Annotated in this window: 22 protein-coding genes; 12 read left to right on the top strand and 10 right to left on the bottom strand. The window is 69.0% G+C overall.

The window, feature by feature from the left end; translation table 11 throughout:
• Window positions 1-190: 190 nt before the first annotated feature.
• Window positions 191-1,006: a L,D-transpeptidase family protein gene (locus IE325_RS25540; protein WP_190072394.1), complete on the bottom strand. Its 816-nt coding sequence runs from the start codon at window positions 1,004-1,006 to the stop codon at window positions 191-193.
• Between the two features lie 139 nt (window positions 1,007-1,145).
• Between IE325_RS25540 and IE325_RS25535 the strand changes: the two genes are divergently transcribed.
• Complete coding sequence (locus IE325_RS25535) at window positions 1,146-2,726, top strand: acyl-CoA mutase large subunit family protein (RefSeq protein ID WP_190072393.1); 1,581 nt, start codon at window positions 1,146-1,148, stop codon at window positions 2,724-2,726.
• Between the two features lie 58 nt (window positions 2,727-2,784).
• Window positions 2,785-3,432: a leucine efflux protein LeuE gene (gene leuE / locus IE325_RS25530; RefSeq protein ID WP_190072392.1), complete on the top strand. Its 648-nt coding sequence runs from the start codon at window positions 2,785-2,787 to the stop codon at window positions 3,430-3,432.
• On the opposite strand, the gene IE325_RS25525 is transcribed toward leuE, so the two are convergent.
• Window positions 3,433-4,830, bottom strand: coding sequence for an FAD-dependent oxidoreductase (locus IE325_RS25525; RefSeq protein WP_190072594.1), 1,398 nt, complete (start codon window positions 4,828-4,830; stop codon window positions 3,433-3,435).
• 86 nt (window positions 4,831-4,916) lie between these two features.
• Here IE325_RS25525 and IE325_RS25520 point away from each other — a divergent pair, with 86 nt between their 5' ends.
• From IE325_RS25520 to IE325_RS25510, 3 genes are all read left to right on the top strand, one after another.
• Window positions 4,917-5,567 carry a TetR/AcrR family transcriptional regulator C-terminal domain-containing protein gene (locus IE325_RS25520; protein WP_190072391.1) on the top strand — a complete coding sequence of 217 codons (651 nt, stop codon included), beginning with the start codon at window positions 4,917-4,919 and terminating at the stop codon, window positions 5,565-5,567.
• A gap of 104 nt (window positions 5,568-5,671) precedes the next feature.
• The gene (locus IE325_RS25515) at window positions 5,672-6,658 is read left to right on the top strand and encodes a glycosyltransferase family 2 protein (RefSeq protein WP_190072390.1); all 987 of its coding nucleotides are present in this window, start codon (window positions 5,672-5,674) and stop codon (window positions 6,656-6,658) included.
• The gene (locus tag IE325_RS25510; RefSeq protein ID WP_190072389.1) at window positions 6,655-7,998 is read left to right on the top strand and encodes a polysialyltransferase family glycosyltransferase; all 1,344 of its coding nucleotides are present in this window, start codon (window positions 6,655-6,657) and stop codon (window positions 7,996-7,998) included. The genes IE325_RS25515 and IE325_RS25510 overlap by 4 nt, the downstream gene beginning before the upstream one ends.
• 65 nt (window positions 7,999-8,063) lie before the next feature.
• Here the strand turns inward: IE325_RS25510 and IE325_RS25505 are convergent, their stop codons facing one another.
• The 3 genes from IE325_RS25505 to IE325_RS25495 all read right to left on the bottom strand — a co-directional run bounded on the left by IE325_RS25505 (window position 8,064) and on the right by IE325_RS25495 (window position 11,722).
• Window positions 8,064-9,212 carry an acyltransferase family protein gene (locus IE325_RS25505; protein WP_190072388.1) on the bottom strand — a complete coding sequence of 383 codons (1,149 nt, stop codon included), beginning with the start codon at window positions 9,210-9,212 and terminating at the stop codon, window positions 8,064-8,066.
• A gap of 171 nt (window positions 9,213-9,383) precedes the next feature.
• A complete protein-coding gene (locus IE325_RS25500; protein WP_190072387.1) occupies window positions 9,384-10,742 on the bottom strand; it encodes a polysialyltransferase family glycosyltransferase in 1,359 nt (452 codons plus the stop codon).
• A complete protein-coding gene (locus IE325_RS25495) occupies window positions 10,742-11,722 on the bottom strand; it encodes a glycosyltransferase family 2 protein (RefSeq protein WP_190072593.1) in 981 nt (326 codons plus the stop codon). Before IE325_RS25495 ends, IE325_RS25500 begins: the two co-directional genes overlap by 1 nt.
• Window positions 11,723-11,920: 198 nt before the next feature.
• Between IE325_RS25495 and IE325_RS25490 the strand changes: the two genes are divergently transcribed.
• From IE325_RS25490 to IE325_RS25475, 4 genes are all read left to right on the top strand, one after another.
• Window positions 11,921-13,234, top strand: a complete 1,314-nt coding sequence (locus IE325_RS25490; RefSeq protein ID WP_190072386.1) for a DUF6716 putative glycosyltransferase — start codon at window positions 11,921-11,923, stop codon at window positions 13,232-13,234.
• 80 nt (window positions 13,235-13,314) lie between these two features.
• Window positions 13,315-14,568 (top strand): N-acylneuraminate cytidylyltransferase, encoded by a 1,254-nt coding sequence (locus tag IE325_RS25485; RefSeq protein ID WP_190072385.1) that lies wholly within the window; start codon window positions 13,315-13,317, stop codon window positions 14,566-14,568.
• A 14-nt stretch (window positions 14,569-14,582) separates the two neighbouring features.
• On the top strand, window positions 14,583-15,521 hold the full coding sequence (locus IE325_RS25480) for an N-acetylneuraminate synthase family protein (protein WP_190072384.1): 939 nt from the start codon (window positions 14,583-14,585) through the stop codon (window positions 15,519-15,521).
• A 164-nt stretch (window positions 15,522-15,685) separates the two neighbouring features.
• Complete coding sequence (locus IE325_RS25475) at window positions 15,686-16,765, top strand: hypothetical protein (RefSeq protein WP_190072383.1); 1,080 nt, start codon at window positions 15,686-15,688, stop codon at window positions 16,763-16,765.
• Here IE325_RS25475 and IE325_RS25470 read toward each other — a convergent pair.
• From IE325_RS25470 to IE325_RS25450, 5 genes are all read right to left on the bottom strand, one after another.
• Complete coding sequence (locus IE325_RS25470) at window positions 16,762-17,412, bottom strand: DUF4291 domain-containing protein (protein ID WP_190072382.1); 651 nt, start codon at window positions 17,410-17,412, stop codon at window positions 16,762-16,764. The genes IE325_RS25475 and IE325_RS25470 overlap by 4 nt on opposite strands.
• Window positions 17,413-17,426: 14 nt before the next feature.
• Window positions 17,427-18,104 (bottom strand): class I SAM-dependent methyltransferase, encoded by a 678-nt coding sequence (locus IE325_RS25465; RefSeq protein WP_229912014.1) that lies wholly within the window; start codon window positions 18,102-18,104, stop codon window positions 17,427-17,429.
• A gap of 42 nt (window positions 18,105-18,146) precedes the next feature.
• Complete coding sequence (locus IE325_RS25460) at window positions 18,147-18,356, bottom strand: DUF397 domain-containing protein (RefSeq protein WP_190072380.1); 210 nt, start codon at window positions 18,354-18,356, stop codon at window positions 18,147-18,149.
• A 117-nt stretch (window positions 18,357-18,473) separates the two neighbouring features.
• A complete protein-coding gene (locus IE325_RS25455) occupies window positions 18,474-18,695 on the bottom strand; it encodes a DUF397 domain-containing protein (protein WP_190072379.1) in 222 nt (73 codons plus the stop codon).
• Between the two features lie 9 nt (window positions 18,696-18,704).
• The gene (locus tag IE325_RS25450; RefSeq protein WP_190072378.1) at window positions 18,705-19,559 is read right to left on the bottom strand and encodes a helix-turn-helix domain-containing protein; all 855 of its coding nucleotides are present in this window, start codon (window positions 19,557-19,559) and stop codon (window positions 18,705-18,707) included.
• 154 nt (window positions 19,560-19,713) lie between these two features.
• Here IE325_RS25450 and IE325_RS25445 point away from each other — a divergent pair, with 154 nt between their 5' ends.
• From IE325_RS25445 to IE325_RS25435, 3 genes are all read left to right on the top strand, one after another.
• Complete coding sequence (locus tag IE325_RS25445) at window positions 19,714-20,121, top strand: ATP-binding protein (protein ID WP_190072377.1); 408 nt, start codon at window positions 19,714-19,716, stop codon at window positions 20,119-20,121.
• A 272-nt stretch (window positions 20,122-20,393) separates the two neighbouring features.
• Entirely contained in the window at window positions 20,394-21,614 is a 1,221-nt protein-coding gene (locus tag IE325_RS25440) for a M20 family metallopeptidase (protein WP_190072592.1), read from the top strand.
• 304 nt (window positions 21,615-21,918) lie between these two features.
• Window positions 21,919-22,974 (top strand): BMP family lipoprotein, encoded by a 1,056-nt coding sequence (locus IE325_RS25435; protein ID WP_190072376.1) that lies wholly within the window; start codon window positions 21,919-21,921, stop codon window positions 22,972-22,974.
• The last annotated feature ends 40 nt before the right edge of the window (window positions 22,975-23,014 follow it).

Below are 23,014 nucleotides of genomic sequence, written 5' to 3'. Positions count from 1 at the left end.
CGAGGAAAATTCCTCGCCCGGGTGAGTGACGTTTTCGGCCGCACCGGCGCTGATGAGAGTGAGCCGACTGGTCATCGGCCGTCGCACAGAGCCGGGGTTCCCCCCGTACCTGCGGCTCGTGCATCGGCGCGGGCGGGACACGTTCCCCCGGTCCCGCCCGCGCCCCATATCCAGACGTCACATCCGCGCCTCACCAGTGGACGACGACCTTGTCGCCGTTCCGCACCTGGGCGAACATCTCCGCGATCGCCCGCTCGTCCGCCACATTGACGCAGCCGTGCGAGGCACCCGCGTAGCCCCTGGCCGCGAAGTCGGACGAGAAGTGCACCGCCTGGCCGCCGCTGAAGAACATGGCGTACGGCATGGGTGAGTCATAGAGCGTCGACACATGGTGCCGTGACTTCCAGTAGACGCTGAACACACCTTCCCGGGTCGGTGTGTACTCCGACCCGAACCGCACCGGCACGGTCAGGACCGTCCGCCCGTCGACCATCCAGCGCAGGGTCCGGCTCTCCTTGCTGATGCACAGGGCCCGCCCGGTCAGACACCGCGCGTCCGGCGGGTCGGCGGGCTGCCCGCCCATCAGATACAGGTCCCACTTGCCCGGCTCGCGCGTCATCTTCAGCAGCCGCTGCCAGGTGACCTCGTCGGTCCGGCCCGTCCTCGGCAGCCCGCGCTTGCCCTGGAAGCCCTCGACCGCCTGCTCGGTCAGGTCGTCGTACGTCCCGGTCGGCCCGTCGAAGAGCCAGGCGATCTGCCGCAGCCGGGCCTGCAGCTCACGGATGTCACGGCCGGTGTCGCCGCGCTCCCACAGCACGGCGGGCGCCGGGGCCCGGGTCGTCGCGCCCGGCTTGTCGTCGGGCGGCGCCGACTTCGGCGACGGTGTGCCGTCCGGGAGCTCTATCCGGATCGGCGAGTGCCGCTCACCGTCCGAGCCCTGCACCGTGCACCCGCACAGCACCGCGAGCACGGCGCCCGAGGCGCACACCGCAGCCGTTCTCCTCATGCCCCTGATACGCATCCCCGCCCCCCGGCGTCTCACCCCGACCACACCGATGTCACCTGAGATGTTCCCCGGGCGTGACCGGTCGCGAACTACACGGCATGGTGGGACCCAGGAGGGAACGGTCCATGGGAGGCACACCATGACGCGCGAGTCGGAGTCCGGACTGCCCATCGAGCCGGTCTACGGGCCGGAGACCCTCGCCGACTGGGACCCGGCCGAGAAGCTGGGCGACCCGGGCGCGTACCCCTTCACCCGTGGTGTGTACCCCTCCATGTACACCGGCCGTCCCTGGACGATGCGCCAGTACGCCGGCTTCGGCACGGCGACCGAGTCCAACACCCGCTACCGGCAGCTCATCGCCCATGGCACCACCGGACTGTCGGTCGCCTTCGACCTGCCCACCCAGATGGGCCATGACTCCGACGCCCCGCTCGCGCACGGCGAGGTCGGCAAGGTGGGCGTGGCCATCGACTCGATCGACGACATGCGGGTGCTGTTCGACGGGATCCCGCTGGACAAGGTGTCGACGTCGATGACGATCAACGCCCCCGCGGCCCTGCTGCTGCTCCTCTACCAGCTGGTCGCGGAGGAGCAGGGCGTGAGCGCGGATCGCCTGACGGGCACGATCCAGAACGACGTGCTGAAGGAGTACATCGCGCGCGGCACGTACATCTTCCCGCCCAAGCCCTCGCTCCGGCTGATCGCCGACATCTTCAAGTACTGCCGGGCCGAGATCCCGAAGTGGAACACCATCTCGATCTCCGGCTACCACATGGCCGAGGCGGGCGCGTCCCCCGCACAGGAGATCGCCTTCACCCTCGCCGACGGCATCGAGTACGTCCGCACGGCGGTGGCGGCGGGCATGGACGTGGACGACTTCGCGCCCCGCCTGTCCTTCTTCTTCGTGGCCCGTACGACCCTCCTGGAGGAGGTCGCCAAGTTCCGTGCGGCGCGCAGGATCTGGGCACGGGTGATGCGGGAGGAGTTCGACGCGCGGAACCCCAAGTCGCTGATGCTGCGCTTCCACACCCAGACCGCCGGGGTGCAGCTGACCGCCCAGCAGCCCGAGGTGAACCTGGTACGGGTCGCGGTCCAGGGCCTTGCGGCGGTCCTCGGCGGCACCCAGTCCCTGCACACCAACTCCTTCGACGAGGCGATCGCGCTCCCCACCGACAAGAGCGCGCGGCTGGCGCTGCGCACCCAGCAGGTGCTGGCCTACGAGACCGACGTGACCGCGACCGTCGACCCCTTCGCCGGCTCCTACGTCATCGAGCGGATGACGGACGACGTAGAGGCGGCGGCCGTCGCGCTGATGCGGCGGGTCGAGGACCTCGGCGGGGCGGTGGCGGCCATCGAGCACGGCTTCCAGAAGAACGAGATCGAGCACAGCGCCTACCGGATCGCCCAGGAGACCGACTCCGGCGAGCGCGTCGTCGTCGGCGTCAACCGCTTCCAGCTGGACGCCGAGGAACCCTACGAACCCCTCCGCGTCGACCCCGCCATCGAGGCCCAGCAGTGCCGGCGCCTCGCGAACCTCCGCGCCGAGCGCGACCGTCGGACGGTGGACGCGGCCCTGACGGCCCTGAGGAAGGCCGCCGAGGGCGAGGACAACGTGCTGTACCCGATGAAGGAGGCCCTGCGGGCGCGGGCGACCGTGGGCGAGGTGTGCGACGCGCTGCGGGAGGTTTGGGGGACGTACGTCCCGTCCGACGTCTTCTGAACAGCGGGTTCAGCACCACCGGAGTGGAGTGTCAGTGCCGCGTGCGACACTCCTTCTCATGCTCGGTGTCATCGATCTCCCCACCTATCTGGCCGGACTTGTCCTGATCGTCCTGCTGCCCGGCCCCAACTCGCTGTATGTGCTGTCCGTTGCCGCCCGGCGCGGCGTCCGGTCCGGGTACACCGCGGCGGCCGGCGTGTGGTGCGGGGACACCGTGCTGATGACGCTGTCCGCGGCCGGGGTCGCCTCGCTGCTCCAGGCGAACGCCGTGCTGTTCGGGATCGTGAAGTACGCGGGCGCCGGCTATCTGACCTGGCTGGCGATAGGCATGATGCGGGCCGCCTGGGCGATGTGGCGGACCCGGCGTGAGCAGGCGGCCGAGGCGGCCGGTGAGCCCGTCGCCGACGAGCGGCCCTATCGCCGTGCCTTCGTCATCAGTCTCCTCAACCCCAAGGCGATCCTGTTCTTCGTCGCCTTCTTCGTGCAGTTCGTCGACCCCGGGTACGCCTATCCCGCGCTGTCGTTCGTCGTCCTCGGGGCGTTCGCACAGCTCGCCAGCTTCCTGTATCTCACCGCCCTGATATTCAGCGGCACCCGGCTGGCCAGTGCCTTCCGGCGCCGCAAGCGGCTGTCGGCGGGGGCGACCTCGGCGGCGGGAGCGCTGTTCCTCGGCTTCGCGGTGAAGCTGTCGCTGGCCGGTTCCTGACTAGAGTCCGGCGCGCGCGAGATACCCCGGTAGCCCGTCGCCCGTGTCACCGGCCCAGCCCACGTAGCCGTCCGGCCGCACCAGGAACAGCCCCGCCCCGTACGACTCCTGCACCGCTCCGCCGACCACGCGAACCGACTCGGGCAGCTCCGGCGCCGCAACACCGACGGCGAGCAACGTCCAATGCGGCCCCCGAAACGCGTCAAACAGCCGTACGCCGTCCAGCACACCGTCCGGCGCCCGGTCCCCGGCCCGTACCGCACCCGGCGCCCGCCGGGTCTCCGCCGTCAGGCTCGACTCCCGGTACCCGAGGCCCAGCTGGCGAGTCGCCTCCCCGCGCCGCACCTCGCCCCGGTGCACGCTCGTCGACAGCCCGAGCATGCTCGCGGCGATGGGCCGCCGCTCCTCCTCGTACGTCTCCAGCAGGGCCTCGTCCACCCCGTCCCGCAGGACCGCGCCGAGCTTCCACCCCAGGTTGTAGGCGTCCTGCACGCTGGTGTTGAGCCCCTGCCCGCCGGCCGGTGAGTGGACGTGCGCGGCGTCCCCCGCGAGGAACACCCGCCCGTCCCGGAACCGGTCCGCGAGGGCGGCCCGAGGCATGAAGTTCGAGGCCCACCGCACCTCGGTGACATCCCGCGGTGCGAGATGGGAGCGCGCGGCGATGACCTCGCGCACACCCTCCAGGGAGAGGTCGACCGGTGTGCCCTCCGGGAAGCGGGCCGCGACCTGGAAGTCCTCGGTGCCCGCGAGGGGGCAGATCGCGAGGAAGTCGTCGTGCCCGTCGCGGGGCGGGAAGATGTGCCAGTTGTCCCGGTCCAGGCCGGTGATCCTGACGTCCGCCACCAGCGTCGGGTACGGGTCGACGGTCTCCCCGGTCATGCCGATGCCGAGGGCCCGCCGCACGGCCGAGCGGCCGCCGTCCGCGGCGACGACGTACCGCGCGCGGACGCTCCCGCCGTCCGCGAAGTCCACGTCCACCCCGTCCGCGTCCTGGGTGAACCCCACGGCCTCCCGGCCGAAGGCCACCTTCCCGCCCAGTTCCTCGAGACGTGCGAAGAGGATCCGCTGCGTCCGCCACTGGGGGACCATCCACGGCTCGGAGTACGGCGAGTCCTCGGTCACCTCGGCCGGGTCGAACATCTGGTGCTCGCCGACCCGCTGCCCGTCCTGCCAGATCATTCCGACCGGATAGCCGCCGCCGGCCGCGCGGATCGCGTCGAGCACACCCAGGTCGTCGAAGACCTCCATCGTGCGCGGCTGGATCCCCTTGCCGCGTGAGCCGGGGAACAGTCCCTCGGCCCGCTCCACGACCAGCGCGTCCACCCCGCGCCGGGCGAGGTCGACACCGAGCGCGAGACCGGTCGGACCCGCGCCCACGATCAGTACGTCCGTGTACATAGCAGCCGTATCCATGGCATTTCTCCTTAACGCTGTTAAGTGCCTTCGATGACGAGAGTGCCCTTAACGGCGTTAAGCTGTCAAGCGTGACCACGGAACGACGAGCACCCCTCGACCGCGGCCGCGTCGCGGACACGGCCCTGCGGCTCCTGAACGACGTCGGCCTCGACGGCCTCACCCTGCGCGCCATCGCCCGGGAACTGGACGTCAAGGCACCGGCCCTGTACTGGCACTTCAAGGACAAGCAGGCCCTGCTCGACGAGATGGCGACCGAGATGTACCGCCGGATGATCGCCGGGACGCCCCTCGACCCGGACGACACCTGGCGGGAGCGGCTGCTGAAGTCCAATCGCGGACTGCGCGCGGCCCTGCTCGGCTACCGCGACGGCGCCAAGGTGTTCAGCGGCTCACGCTTCACCGGCATCGTGCACGCCGAGCAGATGGAGGACACCCTGCGCGTCTTCACCGCCGCCGGCTTCACCCTCGCCCAGGCGGTCCGCGCGACCTCGACGACGTACTTCTACACCCTCGGCTTCGTCACCGAGGAACAGGGCGTGCAGCCCATGGCCGGTGAGCGCCGGGAGGGCTACGACATGGCCGAACGCGCCCGGATGATGGCCGACTTCCCCTTGTCGGCCCGGGCCGGCGCGGAGATCTTCGCCGACTACGAGGCACACTTCGAGGAAGGGCTGGCGCTGGTGGTCGCCGGGATCGGAACGCAGTACGAAATCAGGTGACCGTTACTTTTCGTTCACCTGGTGGTTGGCGGGGAGTTGATGTCCGGCGTCGAACGTCTCCTACGGTCGCAGGGATCCGTCCCGGAGAGAGCCCAGGTGTACGCGTGACCAACCGCCCCCCGTCACTGTCCGTGATCGTCCCCTGCTACAACATCGAGTCGTATGTACCCGAGACCGTGACCAGCCTGGTCAACAACGAACGGGACGACTTCGAGTTCATCTTCGTCGAGGACCGGTCCACCAAGGACAAGACATATGAAGCGCTGCTGACGCTGACGAAGAGACTCAGGAACAGCCGGGTGATACGGCACGAGCAGAACGGCGGACTGGCCACCGCGCGCAACACCGGCATCGACGCCTCGGAAGGCCGCTACCTCACCTTCCTCGACGGCGACGACTGGCTGGCCCCGGGCTATCTCGCGGATCTGGTCGACGCCATCGAGAAGTTCGACGTCGATTTCGTACGCACCGACCACGTCCAGGTCACCGGAATCGAACGCGCCGTGCACCGCGCCCCCGAGGGCCGCCGGCACACCCCGCTCGACCCGCGCACCTCGATCCTCCCCGTCGACGACACCACCATGGTCGACTACCCCTACGCCTGGGCCGGCGTCTACCACCGCCGCCTCCTCGACAAGGGCATGCTGCGCTTCCACGACGGACTGAAGACCGCCGAGGACCGCCCCTGGATCTGGGACCTGCACCGCAGGGCCGACTCCTACGCCGTCGCCAGCCTGCGCGGTGTCTTCTACCGCCGGGGCGTGGCCAGCTCGCTCACCCAGATCGGCGACGTCCGCCAGCTGGACTTCTTCCGCTCCTTCGACCTGGTCCTCGCCGAACTCGCCGACGACCCCGAGGTGGGCAAGCTCCGCAAGAAGGCGCTGCGCAACTACTGCGTCGTCATCGCCCACCAGCTGCTCAGCCGGGGCCGGTTCGAACGCAGCATCGCCGCCAGACTGAAGCAGATGGCCGCCGAGGCACTGGGCAGGATGTCGGAGGACGAGCTGGAAGAGGCCCTCGTCGGGATGGGCGAGGAGCGCGTGTACATGCTGCGCCGGATACGGGGTGGCATGAAGGGAGTGGCGGCATGATCCAGATCTTCTTCTCGGCCACGCAGTACGCGGCCGCGACCATCACCGCCGCCATACGGGCCGGCCAGTTCGGCCCCCGCGATGGCGTCCGCCGCATCCTCGTCGTCAGCAACACCGCCGCCATCCCCGAGGTCGGCACCCCGCTGGACAAGATGGCCGGCTTCGAGAAGCTGCGCCCCGAGTTCGACGAGGTGCGCTCCTGGAACGAGTTCATCTCCCCGCACCACCCGGCCGGCTGGTCGCCCCGGGGCCAGGACACCCTGCTGTGGGAGAAGGCCGTACGCCTCGCCTGGAACCTGGGCGACGAGCCGGTCGAGATCGCCTGTGAGTCCATCCAGGCCAACCCCTCCCGCGCGGTCGCCGACATCTTCGCGGACAGCCCGATCCATGTGTACGCGGACGGCCTGATGAGCTACGGCCCCACCCGCAACCGCATCCCGCACGGCATGAGCAGCCGTATCAAGCGCGTCCTGCACCTGGACCTGGTGCCGGGTCTTGAGCCCATGCTCCTCGCCGAGTACGGCGTGCCGCCCGAGGCAGTCCCGAACGACGCGATCGTCGATGTCCTAGCCCAGATAGGCGAGTCCGGCGCCGGCATCCTCGCCGAGCGCCTCCCGGCGGACAACGCGCCCACCGCCGTCCTCCTCGGCCAGTACCTCTCGGCCATCGACCTGATCACCCAGGACGAGGAGGAGCAGCTGCACATCCGCTTCCTCCGCGCCGCCGCCCGGGCCGGTCACCGTGACGTGCTGTTCAAGCCGCACCCGAGCGCACCGGCCGTCTTCAACGAGTCCCTGGAGGCGGTGGCGAAGGAACTCGACGTCCGGCTCACGGTGCTCAACGAGCCCGTCCTCGCCGAGACCGTCTTCGCCTACCTCAAGCCGAAGCTGGTCGTCGGCTGCTTCTCCACGGCGCTGATGACCGCCGCCGCCTTCTACGGCATCCCCGTCGCCCGCGTCGGCACCGACCTGCTCCTCGAACGCATCACGCCGTACGAGAACAGCAACCGCATCCCGCTGACCATCATCGACGCGGCCCTGCCCGACGCAGAGAACGCCGAGCTGGGCTCCCCGCTCGAACTGACCGGCATGGCCGAGGACCTGGCCCCGCTGGTGCGCAGCGTCGGCTTCTGCATGCAGTCCCGCAAGCACCACGCCCTGCGCGACGAGGTCACCGCCTGGCTCGGCGCCAACCTGGCCCAGTACCAGCGCTACTTCAAGCGCCGCCGCCTGACCAGCCTGCGCCTGCCCGGCGGCAGCCCGGTCCGCGCCGAGGCGCTGCGCAGGCACCCGGCTGTCCGCAAGGCCGTACGGCAGCTGCGGCAGACGACGCGGAAGTAACGAGCGGCACGGAAAAAGCAGTTGGGGCGCCCCGGGTCACGGGGCGCCCCAACTGCTTCCAGGCCTCAGAACCGTACGGCAGGCAGCGCCCGCTTCAGCTTCGGCCCGAACGGCTTCTCCACGAACCGGTGCATCAGCCAGGCCAGCGCCAGCAGGCTCAGTATCGACAGCGCCAACGTCTCGTAGGAGCCCAGGCCCAGACCCCGGTGCAGCACTCGGATGAAGAACCAGCCCAGGTGCTCATGGATCAGATAGAAGGGGTACGTCAGCGCCCCGGCCACCGTCAGCCAGTTCCAGTTGGCCCAGCGCGTCCAGCCCAGCGCCACCACCGCGACGGCGGCGAAGGCGAGGAAGACGATGCCCTGGATGACGTACGGGTTGCGATGGAACTCGCCCTGCGCGCCCGGGTGCCACAGGGCCATCACCGAGTAGCGCTGGCCCAGCAGGAAGGACATGCCGACGATGCCCCACAGCAGCAGGTCGCTGCCGAACCGGTGGATCAGGTAGAGGGCCAGGCCGCCGATGAAGAAGGGGGCGTGGTCGCGCATCACCAGCTCGTCGGTGAGCGGGTTGTCGGCGACCCGGGCGAATGCACTGGCCAGCGTCCACAGGATGCAGAAGGTGACGACCCGTTTGTAGGTGACGCCCTTCCAGATCACGAACAGGGCGAACAGCACGTAGAACTTCAGCTCCACCCACAGCGTCCAGCACACGCCCAGGACCCGCGGCACACCCAGGGGTTGCTGCATCATCGTGAGGTTGACCAGGAACTCGTCCGGGCGGACCGGGTGGACGACGACCGGGAGCAGCACCGCGGCGCCGGTGACCATGACGATGGCCACCCAGTACGCCGGGTAGAGGCGGGAGATCCGGGACCGGAAGAAGTCGCCGAGGCTGCGGCCCCAGCTGCTCATGCAGATCACGAACCCGCTGATGACGAAGAAGAACTGGACCCCGAGGCTGCCGTAGGTGGAGAACTGCGACAGCGTCGGGAACATCACGCCGGGGGACTGGTCCCAGGACTCGGCGACCTGGCCGTTCTTCCCGCTGAAGTGGTACAGGCACACCATCAGCGCCGCCACCAGCCGCAGTCCGTCCAGTGCACGCAGCCGGCTGGCCGCCCGCGGCCGCACGGGAGGCCGCTCGGCGAGGACCTGCTCGAGCGGGGGTGCCGCTGGTGCCGGCGGGGCCGTGGCCTGGTCAGCCGCGCTCATCCTGGGGCCCTTCTCCTGGGAGTCTCGAGGTGCGTTCAGTCGTACGTGATGGGCGATGCCATTTCATACGACGACCGAACGGTATGTCCCTCGGACGGGTGAAAGGTGAGTGACGGCTGACGCTCAGGGAGCGCGAAGGTGTCACACGGATGAACGACCACCCCTTCTTGGTTACTTTCGGCCGGCCACCTGCTTCAGCGCCCGCGCCCGGCGCGCCAGTCGGCGTACCGTCGCGTTCCGCGGGATGAAGGAGAGCTGGGCCGGTACGGCCCCGGGCAGGGCCAGCGCGGTCAGGCGCTTGCGCTTGAAGTAGCGCCAGGTGTGCGGGTTCAGCTGCTTGGACAGGTAGGCCTCGGCGGCACCGCGCAGGCCCGGGTAGATCTTCGGCTGCATCGCGAACCCGACCGCCGCGAGCAGCGCGGCCAGTTCATCCACCCGCTCCCGCGAGGGCATCGTCCAGCCACTGACCGCGGCGGCGTCCGTGATGTCCGGCAACAGTGCGTCGACGATGGTCAGCGGCACGCGGTTGCTGTTCTGGTACGGCGTGAGCCGGGCCAGCACGGTGTCGGTGCCGACCCGCGCGACCGGGAGGCCGTACAGACCGGCGGCGGTGAACAGCGCGGTCGAGAAGCAGCCGACGACCAGCGCGGGCCGCAGCTTCTGGAAGGCGACCTCGGCGAGCACGGGACGGTCCAGCAGGGTGAGTTCGGCGCCGAGCTGCTTCGCCTCGTCCTCCAGGAGCCGCGTCCAGCGGGCCGGTGCGACGGGGTGCGGCTTGAACACCAGCTTGCGATGGCCGCGCGCGACGGCGCCGCGCACCATCTGCAGATGCAGGTCCTCCTCCTCGGCGTCGGTGAGGATGCCGAGCGCGGAGAGGTACTGGCCGAGGAGCAGCGCCGGCTGGTCGCCCCCGGACGGCGCGGGCAGTTCGGCCTCCGCCTCGGTGAGTTCGCCGAGCACCTTCAGGAACACCTCGGACGGCACCAGTTCGGACGGGACGCCGAACTCGGTGAGCAGCAGCGGGGTGAGGCCCGGGACGAGATCGAGATGCAGCAGCCGGCCGACACGGGTGCCGACCAGCGGGTCGATCTTGTCGCGCGTGGGGCCATAGCTTATGAGGCCGTCCGCGTAGACGTCGACGGGAGCGCCGGTGAACAGCTGACACAGCGCCAGGGCCGGATTGACCTGCACGGACTCCACGGCCAGCTGGATCTCGTCGTCGCCGAGGTTCCACAGCAGCCGTACGTACCGCTCCCACATGGGGACGTCGTCCGCTCGGGGGGACCAACCGCTCGGGTGGAACGGGGCGATGGTCTCGTTCCAGGACAGCACCTCGTCGAAGCGCCCGCGCAGCAGGTCGAAGCCCGGCATCGCGTCGACGGACGGGGTGATCTCGGGGCACGTCGCGTTGTTGGTGACCAGCAGCAGCCTGCGGTCGGCCGGTTCGAAGAGACCGGCGTCCAGGGCGGCGGCGAGCGTCGCCGCGCCGTACAGGGTCGAGGCGCAGAAGATCTGGGTGGTGCGAGGCATCAGGCGGCCACCGTCCGGGAGCCCATGGCCCTGCGGCGCACCCGCCGCAGCCGGGCCGCGCGCGTCGCGTCCATCGAGTCCATTACCTCCGCGAGCACGTCCTGCGGCATTCTTTTCAGGGCGGCGGCGCTCATCGAGCGCAGTTTTCGAGCCACGGCGGGTTCGAACCTCTCGATTTGTCCGAGATGATGAGCCATGATCGCGCAATAGGTGCGCACGGCTTTCGGAAGCAGTTTATCTGCCTGCGCGTCACGCGCCGTTTCCTCGATTACCTGGTCGAACGCGCGAATGAAATCGAGCTGTCGGACATCCCCGATCTGGGTGAGCGATGACGCCACTCCGCGCCGGTAGTAGACACCGAGCAGCCCCACCGCGGCGAAGGATTCCGCCTCCCGGTGGAGTTTCCAGATCCACGGCCGGTCCTCGGCGGTGCGCAGCCCATGGGTGAACTGCAGGATTCCGCGGTCGACCAGACGGCGGTGGTAGATGCCGGCCCACGCGTACGCGTAGTCCACGGACGTCGACCGGTCGGCGGGCAGGATCGCCTCGCGCGGGTTCATCACCGTCCAGCGCCGGCCGTGCGGCACCCGGTGGATGCTGCGCGCCCGCCCCGTGGACTGCACATGGTCGGTGCGCACGAAGTCGCACCCCAACTCCTGGATGGCGGAAAGGAGCTGCGGGAAGTAGCCGGGAGCGAGCCAGTCGTCGCCGTCCAGGAACGTCAGGTACTCACCGCGCGCCTTTTCGATTCCGGTGTTCCGCGCGGTGGCCAGCCCTCCGTTCTGCTCGTGTCTGACGAGCACGGCGCCCGGCAGCTCGCGCTCCGCGCGCGCGAGGACGTCGGGTGTCCCGTCCGTCGAGCAGTCGTCGACGAGGATGAACTCGAAGTCCTCACGTGTGTTCGCACGCAGGCTTTTCAGGGTGTCTGGCGCGTATTGCTGCACGTTGTAGAACGGCACGATGACGGAGAGCTTGACCACGTGAGGGACGTTAGGGGTCGGTCCGGCATCCGTCTTTACTCGCAGCTTGATGTCAGGTGAACGACACGTGGCGATGCAGTGAACCAGGCTTTTTTTCAACGACCTCAGGCCTCGCTTCGTCGTTAGTCGATGTGCTGTTAACCGTTTGTTGCATTCTGGTTGGGGAGAACCTTGAAATCGCTTCCTAGCGTCAACGACGTGCCAGCAAGTGTGATGAAGACCCGACGAGTGGCCGTACTCGCGGATTCCGACACCCGGTGGAAATGGGGCGCGCTCACCGCGAACCGTATCGCTCCGGAGGATTCGGACATCCGTCTGGACGGCTACCTCCTGCGTGGCCGGGCCACCCCCACGCCGCGCCAGCTCCAGGAAGTCGGCGTCCACGCCGACTCCCTCAGCGAGGTGTCCGCCGTCGAGTTCCTGCGCACCATGGCGCAGGAGCAGTACGACGTCCTGGTCCTCGCCCTCGTCGGTGGTGGAGTACAGGCCATACTGCACGGCCTGAAGCGGGTCTGGGAGGGCCGCTCCGACCGGCCCGTCGTCGTCACCGGCTATGTCGGCGTCGTCTACGAGAAGCTCGCCGACGGACTCCTGCTGCGGCACGGCGCCGACCTGGTCCTCGCCAACTCCCGCCAGGACGCCGAGCGCTTCCGCGCGGTGTACGACGGCGTCGGCGCCGACTCCTCGTCGGTGACCGAGGTCGCCCTGCCCTTCCTCGGCGGAGAGCCCTACACCGGCGAGCACGACCCGTACACGGTCGTCTTCGCCGCCCAGCCCTCGGTGCCGGACACCCGCAAGGACCGTACGTACCTGCTGAACCGTCTCATCCAGCACGCCCGCAAGCACCCCGAGCGCGAGGTGCTGCTCAAGCTGCGCTCCAAGCCGGGCGAGCACACCACGCACATCGAGGAACTGCCGTACCAGAAGCTGGTCCAGCGGCTCGAACCGCCGGCCAACTTCAAACTGGTGTACGGCAACATGGGCGAGGTCCTCGACCGCACCGACCTGCTGGTCACCATCAGCTCCACGGCGGCCCTGGAGTCGCTGCACCGCCGTATCCCCACCGTCGTCCTCACCGACCTCGGTGTGCGGGAGATGCACGGCAACCACCACTTCGTGGGCTCCGGCTGCCTCGCCTCCTGGGACCAGCTGGACGAGGGACACCGGCCGAGCCCCGACGAGGAGTGGGTGTCCCGCCAGGGCGTGTGCGCCGACGGCACCTACGCCCACGCGTTCGACCCGACCCGCGAGCGCATCGCCAAGCTGCTCGGGCGGCCCGGCGGACTGCCCGCCCTCACGCCGTACTACACGCCGGCCACCGCGCCCGGCTATCTGCCCGGCATCCTCGCCCGCCACCACCTCGGCGTCGACGGCAGCCCGCTGCCCGGCGCCCCCGCCCATGACAGGGAGCCCGGCCCCGTCCGCCAGATAGTGCGCCGGGCGGCACGCGGCGCCTACCGGCACGGCGTGCAGCGCGTGGCGCCCGTCATCCGGCGGATGGGGGAGCTGTGAGCGACCAGACGACCGACACGGGGACCGGGGCGCCGGGACGCGCCGCGAAGCCTCTGCAAGGAGCCCAAGGAGTGATGCCCATGTCCAACTCGGAAGCAGGCAAAGGCGGTTCAGTACCCCGCGTGCTCGCCGTGATTCCCGCGCGCGGCGGCTCCAAGGGCGTGCCCGCGAAGAACCTGATGCCCGTCGGCGGTGTGCCGCTGGTGGCCCGCGCGGTGCGCGAGTGCCGGGCCTCGCGTCTCGTGACGGACGTCGTGGTCTCCACCGACGACCAGGGCATCGCGGCCGCCGCCCGGCAGGCCGGCGCCGAGGTGGTGCTGCGCCCCGCCGCCATCGCCGGTGACACCGCCACCTCCGAGGCGGCCGTACTGCACGCCATGGACGCGCACGAGGCGCTGCACGGCGCGAAGGTCGACGTGGTCCTCCTGGTGCAGTGCACCAGCCCGTTCATCATCCGCGAGGACCTCGACGGCGTCGTCAAGGCGATCGTCGCGAACAACGCCGACACGGCCCTGACCGTCGCCCCCTTCCACGGCTTCGTCTGGCGCCACGGCGACGACGAGCCGACGGAGGCCGAACGCGCCGCGTCCGGTGGCGGCTACGGCGTCAACCACGACAAGTCCTTCCGCCCGCGCCGCCAGGACCGCCCCCAGGACTTCCTGGAGACCGGCGCCGCCTACGCGATGGCCGCCGACGGCTTCCGCGAGCACAAGCACCGCTTCTTCGGCCGCACCGAACTCGTGCGCACCGACCCCGCCCGGGTCCTGGAGATCGACGATCCCCACGACCTGGCCCGCGCCCGCGCGCTGGCCCCGCTGTTCGACGCGGACCGGCCCGGCGCCCTCCCGACCACGGACGACATCGACGCGGTCGTACTGGACTTCGACGGCACCCAGACGGACGACAGGGTGCTGATCGATGCCGATGGAAAGGAGTTCGTCTCCGTGCACCGCGGGGACGGACTCGGCATCGCAGCCCTGCGCAAGACCGGCCTCAAGATGCTGATCCTCTCCTCGGAGCAGAACCCGGTGGTCGCCGCCCGCGCACGGAAGCTGAAGCTCCCCGTGCTGCACGGCATCGACCGGAAGGACCTCGCCCTCAAGCAATGGTGCGAGGAGCAGGGCATCGCGCCTGAGCGCGTGCTCTACGTCGGCAACGACGTCAACGACCTCCCGTGCTTCGCCCTCGTGGGCTGGCCCGTGGCGGTCGCGAGCGCCCACGACGTCGTGCGCGGCGCCGCACGCGCGGTCACGGCCACACCCGGCGGTGACGGCGCCATCCGAGAGATCGCCAGCTGGATCCTCGGCCCCTCTCTCGACTCCCTCACCAAGTAAGGACATCTTTCGCCATGAGCACCAACTCCCGTCTGCGTTCGTTCGGCTCCCGCGAGGTCGGCCCGGGCAAGCCCGTCTACATCTGCGGCGAGATCGGCATCAACCACAACGGTGAGCTGGAGAACGCCTTCAAGCTCATCGACGTGGCCGCCGAGGCCGGCTGTGACGCCGTCAAGTTCCAGAAGCGCACCCCGGAGATCTGCACCCCGCGCGACCAGTGGGACATCGAGCGCGACACCCCCTGGGGCCGGATGACCTACATCGACTACCGCCACCGGGTGGAGTTCGGTGAGGACGAGTACCGCCAGATCGACGAGCACTGCAAGAAGCGCGGCATCGACTGGTTCGCCTCCCCGTGGGACACCGAGGCCGTCGCCTTCCTGGAGAAGTTCGACGTCCCGGCGCACAAGGTGGCTTCGGCCTCCCTGACGGACGACGAGCTCCTGCGCGCCCTCCGCGCCACGGGCCGCGCGGTGATCCTGTCCACCGGCATGTCGACCCCGAAGCAGATCCGCCACGCGGTCGAGGTCCTCGGCTCGGACAACATCCTCATGTGCCACGCCACCTCCACCTACCCCGCGAAGGCCGAGGAGCTCAACCTCCGCGCGATCAACACGCTGGAGAAGGAGTTCCCGAACGTCCCGATCGGCTACTCGGGCCACGAGACGGGCCTCCAGACGACGCTGGCGGCGGTCGCGCTGGGCGCGACCTTCGTGGAGCGCCACATCACCCTGGACCGCGCGATGTGGGGTTCGGACCAGGCCGCGTCGGTCGAGCCGCAGGGCCTGACCCGCCTCGTCCGCGACATCCGCACCATCGAGGAGTCCCTCGGTGACGGCGTCAAGAAGGTCTACGACTCCGAGCTCGGCCCGATGAAGAAGCTGCGCCGTGTCGCCGGTGTGGTCGCCGAGGCGGAGATCGCCGCGGCGGCGGGCGAGCCGGTTCAGGTCTGACGCCGGTTCAGGTCTGACCCGAACACGCCGATTTCCAGTAGTGCACCGAGTCCGAGTGCCCCTCCGCGGGGCGCTCGGACTCGGCGGCCCTCAGTGCTCCGTCCCACACGAGCTGAATAACGAGCGCCCGCATGAGCGCCTTACGACGGGTAGGTCGTACGTCGATGAGCCACCGCGCCGGCAACACCGGCCCCCACACTCTCGCCTTCGTCGAGAGCCCGGTACAGCTCCTGAACGTGCTGGAGTGGGCCCACGCCCACGAGCACACCGGCGGCGCGGGCCTGACCCTCGTCGTCCTCTCCCCGATCGACCCCATGACCCGCGGCCAGCTCCGCCGAATGGCCGAACTGGCCCGCGAGGACGGCCACGAGGTCCGCTGGGAGGAGGCACGGGGCGGCACGGCGGCCCCGTTCCAGACGATCGGCGGCCTGACGGGCCTGCTCCGCCGCGCGGACAGGGTGGTGTTGGGCGACCCCTTCTCCCGCTACGTCCAACTCCTGCTGACGATCACTCGCGCCCGCGAGCTGGTCGTCGTGGACGACGGCACGGCGACGATGGAGTTCGTGGCGCAACTGGCCAAGGGCGAGCGGCTGGTCCGCTGGCACCGCAAGGGCGGCCGGCCGGGCCCCCGCGACCTGGTCTTCGCACCGGTGTCGTCGGCGGCGCGTCGGCGTCTGACCCCTTCCGACCGCCGTACGGTCGAGATCTTCTCCTCCATGCCGATGGAGGAGACCCCGGACGGGATCAAGGTCACCCCCAACACCTTCGCCTGGACCCGCGACCGCTTCGGCCCGCCCCGCATCACGAAGGGCGCGGACATGGTGGGTACGTCCCTGGTCGAGACCGGCGTCGTCGACGGCGACCGCTACCTGGAGGCGGTCCGCTCCCTGGCCAAGGCCCACGGCGCCACGCGCTACTTCGCCCACCGCCGCGAGAGCACGGAGAAGCTGCATCGGCTGGCGGTGGAGACGGGGCTGGAGATCGTACGGCCCGACTTGCCGCTGGAGCTGATCGCTCGCCGCGGGCCGATCGGCAGGACGATTCTGAGCTTCCCGTCGACCGTGGTGCACACCTTGCCCCTGGCCCTGTCAGGCACTGAGGTCCGGGTCGCGGTGTGCGACATCGATCCGGCGTGGCTGACGGAGAACGCTTCGCCTCGGGCGCAGGGGTTTTTGTCCGGGGTTACGGGGACGGCTCGGGATGTGCATCGGCTCCAGGCGGTGGGTCCGGTCCAGCCGGCCTAGCGGCTGGACCGCGGGGAGTTCTGCGCCTCGGATACGGTCGCTGCGGGGCGGGGGCGTCGGCGCAGGTGGTCCAGGAGGCCATCGTCGTCGGGATAGGGGCATTCCCGGGGCAGGAGCTGCCTCGCGGTATCGAGGTCCTCTTCCCGCACACGGCTGTGGACTTCGTGGGCAAGCTCGGTCACGTCACGGATGCCGACCGTCCATGTGTCGGCGTAACGTCGCACGGCATCATCGGCAAGTCCGAGTTGCAGAGAACGGTAGGGCAGCGGCTGCAGCCGCAGATCACGTTCGGGATCCCATTGCACGCGTACCGCCGCCTGCTTCAGCTGGCGTTTCCAGGTGGCACGGTCCGAGTGCAGCCCTCGCTCGTAGTGCGTCAGAGAGGCGTGCGCCAGCGCCCACTCAAAGCCTTCGCGGAGGATCTCGACGGCCAGAATCGTCTCCTGCCCCTCCTTGGTGCCCCAACCGGACCGGTACATCATCCAGAGGAACGACGGCTTGATCCATGTCATGCGGTCCCGTCGCCAGTCCACGGGGAAGCGGCCGTCACGAGCTGCGGGCAGACCGATTTCCGGCCGGTATGCCTGGTAGACGGTCACCGTTGAGGCCGTATACAGGGCTCGGATCTGATGCGTAGTTTCTGTCATGTCAACCATGCTTGCTAGCGGGTCTCGCTCCTCCGGGCCAGCACGAACGCCCGGGGGCGCTTCTCCTCGTCCTGTGGTTCGCGCAGGATGCGGGCCTGGAGTTGCAGGCCGGCCTTGGTCAGGGTGTCGGTGACGGTGTCTGTGGTGCGCCAGTAGTAGTCGAGGGCGATCTCCCGGCCGAAGCGTTCGGTGAGGTGGAGGTGGTCCTCGGTGTCGCCGGACTGGAAGGCCAGGAGGAGCGGGGCGCCGGGGCGCAGGACTCGATGGAACTCGGCGAACGTCGTGAGCAGGTGGTCGTCCGGGACGTGGATGATCGAGTACAGCGCGATGATTCCGCCGAGTGTCTCGTCCGGCAGGTCCAGGGACGTCATCGAGCCCACGTGGAAACGGAGTTCGGGGTGCGCCCGGCGGGCCAGGGCCACCATCCGCGGTGAGATGTCGACACCGAACACCGGCAGGCCGAGGGCGTGGAGGTGGGCGGTGATCGAGCCGGGGCCACTGCCGATGTCGGCGACGGGAGCCGGGGCGAGTTCACGGGCCAACTCGGCGAAGGCGGCGACCAGGGAACGGTCCAGGGCATTGCTGTCGGCCGGCCAGTCGGAGAAGGCCTCTGTGTAGGCGGGGGCGATGGCGTCGTAGGAAGCCCTGGTGGTTTCCAGGAAGTCGGGGTGCTTGGCGTTCTCGGCGGTCACGGGGCGCACCCTAGTGCGGGCCGTGGACGGACGTCCGGGAGTTCACCGGGGTTGCGTCAAGTGTTCCCGGCCGGACCTCAGCGCCGCGATGAAGTGGGTGAAGGCGCCCGTCGGGAAGGTGAGGGTGGCCCGGGTCGGGGTTTTTGAGTCGCGGACGGCTATGTGGGTGCGGCGGTCGGAGACTTCCACGCAGGCATTGCCGTCGCCGCCGCCGGAGTAGGACGACTTGCGCCAGCTTTCGGGGGTGTTCACAGCGTGCCTCACAAGTCTTTGGCCAGGTTGTGGATCAGTTCGCGCGACTGCCCGGGATCGAGAGACGTAGCTTCTACACTACGGAAAAGTGTTCGAAAGGCCCCGAGTTGAGCACCCTCACCAGCGGTCACTCTCGCGTGAATCTGAGATGTGTGAGGTTGCCTGCAGCGCCGCGATGAAGTGGGTGAAGGCGCCGGTCGGGAAGGTGAGGGTGGCCCGGGTCGGGGTTTTTGAGTCGCGGATGGCTATGTGGGTGCGGCGGTCTGAGACTTCCACGCAGGAGTTGCCATCGCCGCCGCCGGAGTAGGACGACTTCCGCCAGTTGTCGAGGGTGTCCATGGGGGTGCCTCATAGTTCCTTCGCCAGCTTGTGGATCAGCTCACGCGACCGTTCGGGGCCCAGTGAAGCAGTTTCTACTCTACGGAAGAGAGTTCGAAAGACGCCGAGTTGGGCCTCGGAGTCGATGAACATCGCGCCGTGAGGGCCATCGCGCACCACGGTGTCCAGCCTGGGTACCGTGCCGCCGGCCAGCATCATGGCTGTCCAGGACCCGCCGAAGCCGTCCAGGTCGAAGGGGATGACCCGCACGGTGATGTGCTCCGTCTCGGAGGCGTCGAGGAGTGCGGAGAGCTGGGTCCGGGAGGCAGGGCGGTCACCGATGCGGATATGCAGTGCTGCCTCGTGGATGACCGCTTCGTAAGGTGCGGGATCCGGGCCTTCGAGGATCGCCTTGCGCTGCATACGATGACGCACCCGCAACTCGAGCTCGCTGCTGAGGAGTTCCGGAATACGGTCGGAGAAGATCGACCGGGCGTAGCCCTCCGTCTGGAGCGGGCCAGGGATGTACAGGAACTGGACCTCTTGCAGGAACGTGGCGTGGTGCTCCAGCTCCGCCAGGTCCAGGAACGGGGTCGGCAACGACCCTCGGTAGTCCTCCCACCAGCCTTTGGTCCGGCTTGTCGCCATGCCTACCAGCGCCGAGATCAGTTCCTCGCTGGTGCAGGCGTAGTTGGCGGCCAGGCGGCGCAGGCGTTCCTCGCTCACGCCGGTGAGGCCTGACTCGATGTGGTTGATCTGGGAGGAGTTGACTCCAAGCGATGCTGCCGCTTCCCGGCCCGTGAGGCCTGCCGCGTCACGGAGCCTGCGCAGTTCGACACCCAGGCGAAGCTGACGTGCTGTTGGTTCCTGCCTCAACCCCGCCATGGACCGCTCCCCAGTTCAACGCGCCTATAGACACGACTCGTTCAGGGGCAGATTACGCGATCGGCTTGCTGGACATACAAATTTAGGTCTACCGTCGGTGACGCGACGCACACGCTGCGGCACGCATCCCTCTCCCTCCGAACGGAGATCACCCATGCCTGAAACCGGAACCGAACCCTGGGAGTACACCCTCCACATCCCGAACGACGTCCGAGCCGTCACCGTCTCCCGTCGCACCCTCCGGCTGATCCTCGCCATGCACGGGCTCATCGGACTCGTGGACACGGCGGAGCTGCTTGCCGCCGAGCTGGTCGCCAATGCCGTGACGCATACCAAGGGGCCCGCGGCGCTGCGGGTGGGATGGTCGGCCGGGGTGTTGCGGATCGGGGCCTGGGATGCGGATCCCGAGCCGCCTCGGCTGCGGGCGGAGCTGCTCGGGGAGGCGGAGGAGGGGTGGGGGCTGGTGTTGGTGCGGGACTGTGCGGATGTGTGGGGGTGGCAGCCGATGGCCGGGCGTGGCAATCGGGGGAAGTTTGTGTGGTGTGAGCTGGCCGCGGCCTAGGGGCGGCCAGTCGTCCCGGTCCCGACAGGTGAACACAACCGACGGTTCTGTTCGTGGCGTGGTATCCGTGGAGTGTGGGTGGTCGGATTCGTCACTCTCCGTTGTCGGTGAGTTCATGATCGACGCGGCGGGAAAATCGGCGAGTTTACCCACCCAAACCGATACCTATGCGTCGGGCGGCCAGGTTTTCTTCCTCAAACGGGTTGAACTTTTGTTGATCGAGGGTCAGTTGGCCACCTCGGCGTCCTACCCTTTAGAGGGTGAACCAACTGATGTCCCGAGAGTCCGAAGCCGATCAACCCGGGGAAGCGGTTCTTCCCGGCACCCTGCCGGAGGCGCTCCGTGCCGAACTCGTGGAGTTCCGGCGCGACTTGCACATGCACCCCGAGCTCGGCAACCAGGAGTTCCGTACCACCGCCGCGATCAAGGCCCGGCTCGAGAAGGCCGGCCTGAAGCCCCGCGTGCTCGCGATCGGAACCGGGCTCATCTGTGACATCGGGGAGCCGGAGGACGGGCGGCCCATGCTTGCCCTGCGGGCCGATATCGACGCCCTGCCCATCCCGGACACGAAGAGTGAGTGTTCGTACCAGTCCACCGTCCCTGATCGGGCGCATGCGTGCGGGCATGACGTGCATACGACCGTCGTGCTGGGGGCCGGGCTCGTGCTGGCTGAACTGCGTCGGCTCGGGCAGCTGCCCCGGGCTGTGCGGCTGGTCTTCCAGCCCGCCGAGGAAGTGCTCCCTGGCGGCGCCGCCGATGTCGTCGAATGCGGGGTGCTGGACGGGGTCGGGCGGATTCTCGCTGTGCACTGTGACCCCAAGGTCGACGCCGGGAAGATCGGGCTGCGGGAAGGGCCGATCACGTCCGCCTGCGATCGGCTGGAAATCTCGCTAGATGGCCCCGGGGGGCACACCGCTCGCCCTCATCTGACGACCGACCTCGTCACCGCCGCCGCGCGCGTCGTCACCGACGTGCCCGCGCTCGTCGCCCGGCGTACCGACGCCCGCAGCGGGCTCGCCGTGACCTGGGGGCGTATCGACTCCGGGCACGCGCCCAACGTCATCCCCCAGCACGCCGAGCTCTCCGGGACCGTGCGCTGCCTGGACCTGGACACCTGGCGGCAGGCGCCCGACCTTGTCGTCGCCGCTATCGATGAGGTCGCCAACCTTCATCGTGCCAAGTCGGAGATCAACTACATCCGTGGCGTTCCGCCCGTCGTCAATGACCCGGACGCGACCGAGCTGCTGCGTACCGCCATGGCCGCCCGCCGTGGTGCCGACTCCGTCGAGGGGACCGAGCAGAGTCTGGGGGGCGAGGACTTCTCCTGGTACCTGGAGCATGTTCCCGGCGCCATGGCTCGGCTGGGGGTGCGGGCGCCGGGGGACCGGGCCGGACGGGACCTCCATCAGGGTGACTTCGATGTGGACGAGTCCGCCATCGAGGTGGGCGTGGAGATGTTCACCGCCGCCGCGCTGCTCGATGCCATGGGGTGATCCTTTCGCCGTAGGGGTGCGGTTGCCGGGCGGTCGCGGGCTCGTTGCGGCTGGTCGTACGGTTCACCGCGCCCCCAGGCGGGTTCCGGTTGCGGTCGGTTCACAGGCGGGGGAGTCTGGCCCCATGCCGGGCGGTCCTGGGTGCCATCGCGGAGGTGGTGCGGCCCTGGTTCACAAGGCCGTAACCGGCCATCGGCACGAATGGATAACAGCACGGGGAAACCCCGTTCCCAGGAGTGTCTACGCGCGTTAATGTGCGCCGAACTCAGCACCCACTGCGGGGCTTGGAGAATGGGGACTCACGATGCGTCGGACATCCAAACTGACCCGTGTCGCGGTGGGGGTCGCGTCGATCGCGCTCGCTGCCACGGCGTGCGGTGGTACCAGCAGCGACAGCGGCAGTGAAAGCGACGGCAGCGGCGACACCAAGGGTCTCGCCATCGCGTACGACGTCGGCGGCAAGGGCGACCAGTCCTTCAACGACGCCGCGTACGCCGGTCTGCAGAAGGCCGAGAAGGAATTCGGCTACAAGACCGCCGACATCGAGCCGACCGAGGGTGAGACGGACGCCGACAAGGAGCAGCGTCTGGCCTCCCTCGCCAAGCAGGGCTACAACCCGGTGGTCGGCGTCGGCTTCGCCTACGGCCCCGCCATGGAGGCCGTGGCCAAGAAGTACCCGAAGACCACCTTCGGCATCGTCGACTCCGTGGTCGAGGGCGAGAACGTCGCCTCCCTCGTCTTCGCCGAGCAGGAGGCCTCCTACCTCGCCGGTGTCGCGGCCGCCAAGGCCACCAAGACCAACACGGTCGGCTTCGTCGGCGGCGTGGACGTTCCGCTGATCCACAAGTTCGAGGCCGGCTACAAGCAGGGTGTCCAGGACACCAGCGGTGGCAAGGTCAAGGTTCTCTCGCAGTACCTGACGCAGACCGCGGAGGAGGGCGGCTTCTCCAGCCCCGACAAGGGCAAGGCCGCCGCCGAGGGCCAGATCGAGAAGAACGCCGACGTCATCTACCAGGCGGCCGGTCTGTCCGGGCAGGGTGTCATCGAGGCTGCCGCGAAGGCCAAGGTCTGGGCGATCGGCGTCGACTCCGACCAGTACGAGCAGGCGGCGCTCGCCAACTACAAGCAGTACATCCTGACCTCCGCCCTCAAGGACGTCGGCGGCGCGGTCTACACGCTGGCCAAGTCCGTCCACGACGGCAAGCCGCTGACCGGCACCCAGACCTTCGACCTCAAGGTCGGCGGCGTGGGCCTGTCCGAGTCCAACCCGGAGTTCGCCAAGATCCCCGGGCTCTCCGATGCCGTGGCCAAGGCCAAGGCCGGCATCATCGACGGCACCATCAAGGTCAAGACCGAGTAGTCACGGTCGTACGGTTGTATACGGCTGTGAGAAGCGGGGG

It is taken from the genome of Streptomyces lanatus (genome assembly GCF_014655715.1).
Lineage (GTDB): Bacteria > Actinomycetota > Actinomycetes > Streptomycetales > Streptomycetaceae > Streptomyces > Streptomyces lanatus.
This window is presented reverse-complemented; position numbering and strand designations above follow the sequence as displayed.

Coding starts and splice junctions, on each gene's coding strand:
- IE325_RS25450 (WP_190072378.1), bottom strand. CDS start 19,559: ATGGCGGGGTTGAGGCAGGAACCAACAGCACGTCAGCTTCGCCTGGGT.
- IE325_RS25435 (WP_190072376.1), top strand. CDS start 21,919: ATGCGTCGGACATCCAAACTGACCCGTGTCGCGGTGGGGGTCGCGTCG.
- IE325_RS25535 (WP_190072393.1), top strand. CDS start 1,146: ATGACGCGCGAGTCGGAGTCCGGACTGCCCATCGAGCCGGTCTACGGG.
- IE325_RS25510 (WP_190072389.1), top strand. CDS start 6,655: ATGATCCAGATCTTCTTCTCGGCCACGCAGTACGCGGCCGCGACCATC.
- leuE (WP_190072392.1), top strand. CDS start 2,785: ATGCTCGGTGTCATCGATCTCCCCACCTATCTGGCCGGACTTGTCCTG.
- IE325_RS25480 (WP_190072384.1), top strand. CDS start 14,583: ATGAGCACCAACTCCCGTCTGCGTTCGTTCGGCTCCCGCGAGGTCGGC.
- IE325_RS25470 (WP_190072382.1), bottom strand. CDS start 17,412: ATGACAGAAACTACGCATCAGATCCGAGCCCTGTATACGGCCTCAACG.
- IE325_RS25455 (WP_190072379.1), bottom strand. CDS start 18,695: ATGGACACCCTCGACAACTGGCGGAAGTCGTCCTACTCCGGCGGCGGC.
- IE325_RS25475 (WP_190072383.1), top strand. CDS start 15,686: ATGAGCCACCGCGCCGGCAACACCGGCCCCCACACTCTCGCCTTCGTC.
- IE325_RS25525 (WP_190072594.1), bottom strand. CDS start 4,830: ATGTACACGGACGTACTGATCGTGGGCGCGGGTCCGACCGGTCTCGCG.
- IE325_RS25505 (WP_190072388.1), bottom strand. CDS start 9,212: ATGAGCGCGGCTGACCAGGCCACGGCCCCGCCGGCACCAGCGGCACCC.
- IE325_RS25540 (WP_190072394.1), bottom strand. CDS start 1,006: ATGAGGAGAACGGCTGCGGTGTGCGCCTCGGGCGCCGTGCTCGCGGTG.
- IE325_RS25440 (WP_190072592.1), top strand. CDS start 20,394: ATGTCCCGAGAGTCCGAAGCCGATCAACCCGGGGAAGCGGTTCTTCCC.
- IE325_RS25445 (WP_190072377.1), top strand. CDS start 19,714: ATGCCTGAAACCGGAACCGAACCCTGGGAGTACACCCTCCACATCCCG.
- IE325_RS25485 (WP_190072385.1), top strand. CDS start 13,315: ATGTCCAACTCGGAAGCAGGCAAAGGCGGTTCAGTACCCCGCGTGCTC.
- IE325_RS25500 (WP_190072387.1), bottom strand. CDS start 10,742: ATGCCTCGCACCACCCAGATCTTCTGCGCCTCGACCCTGTACGGCGCG.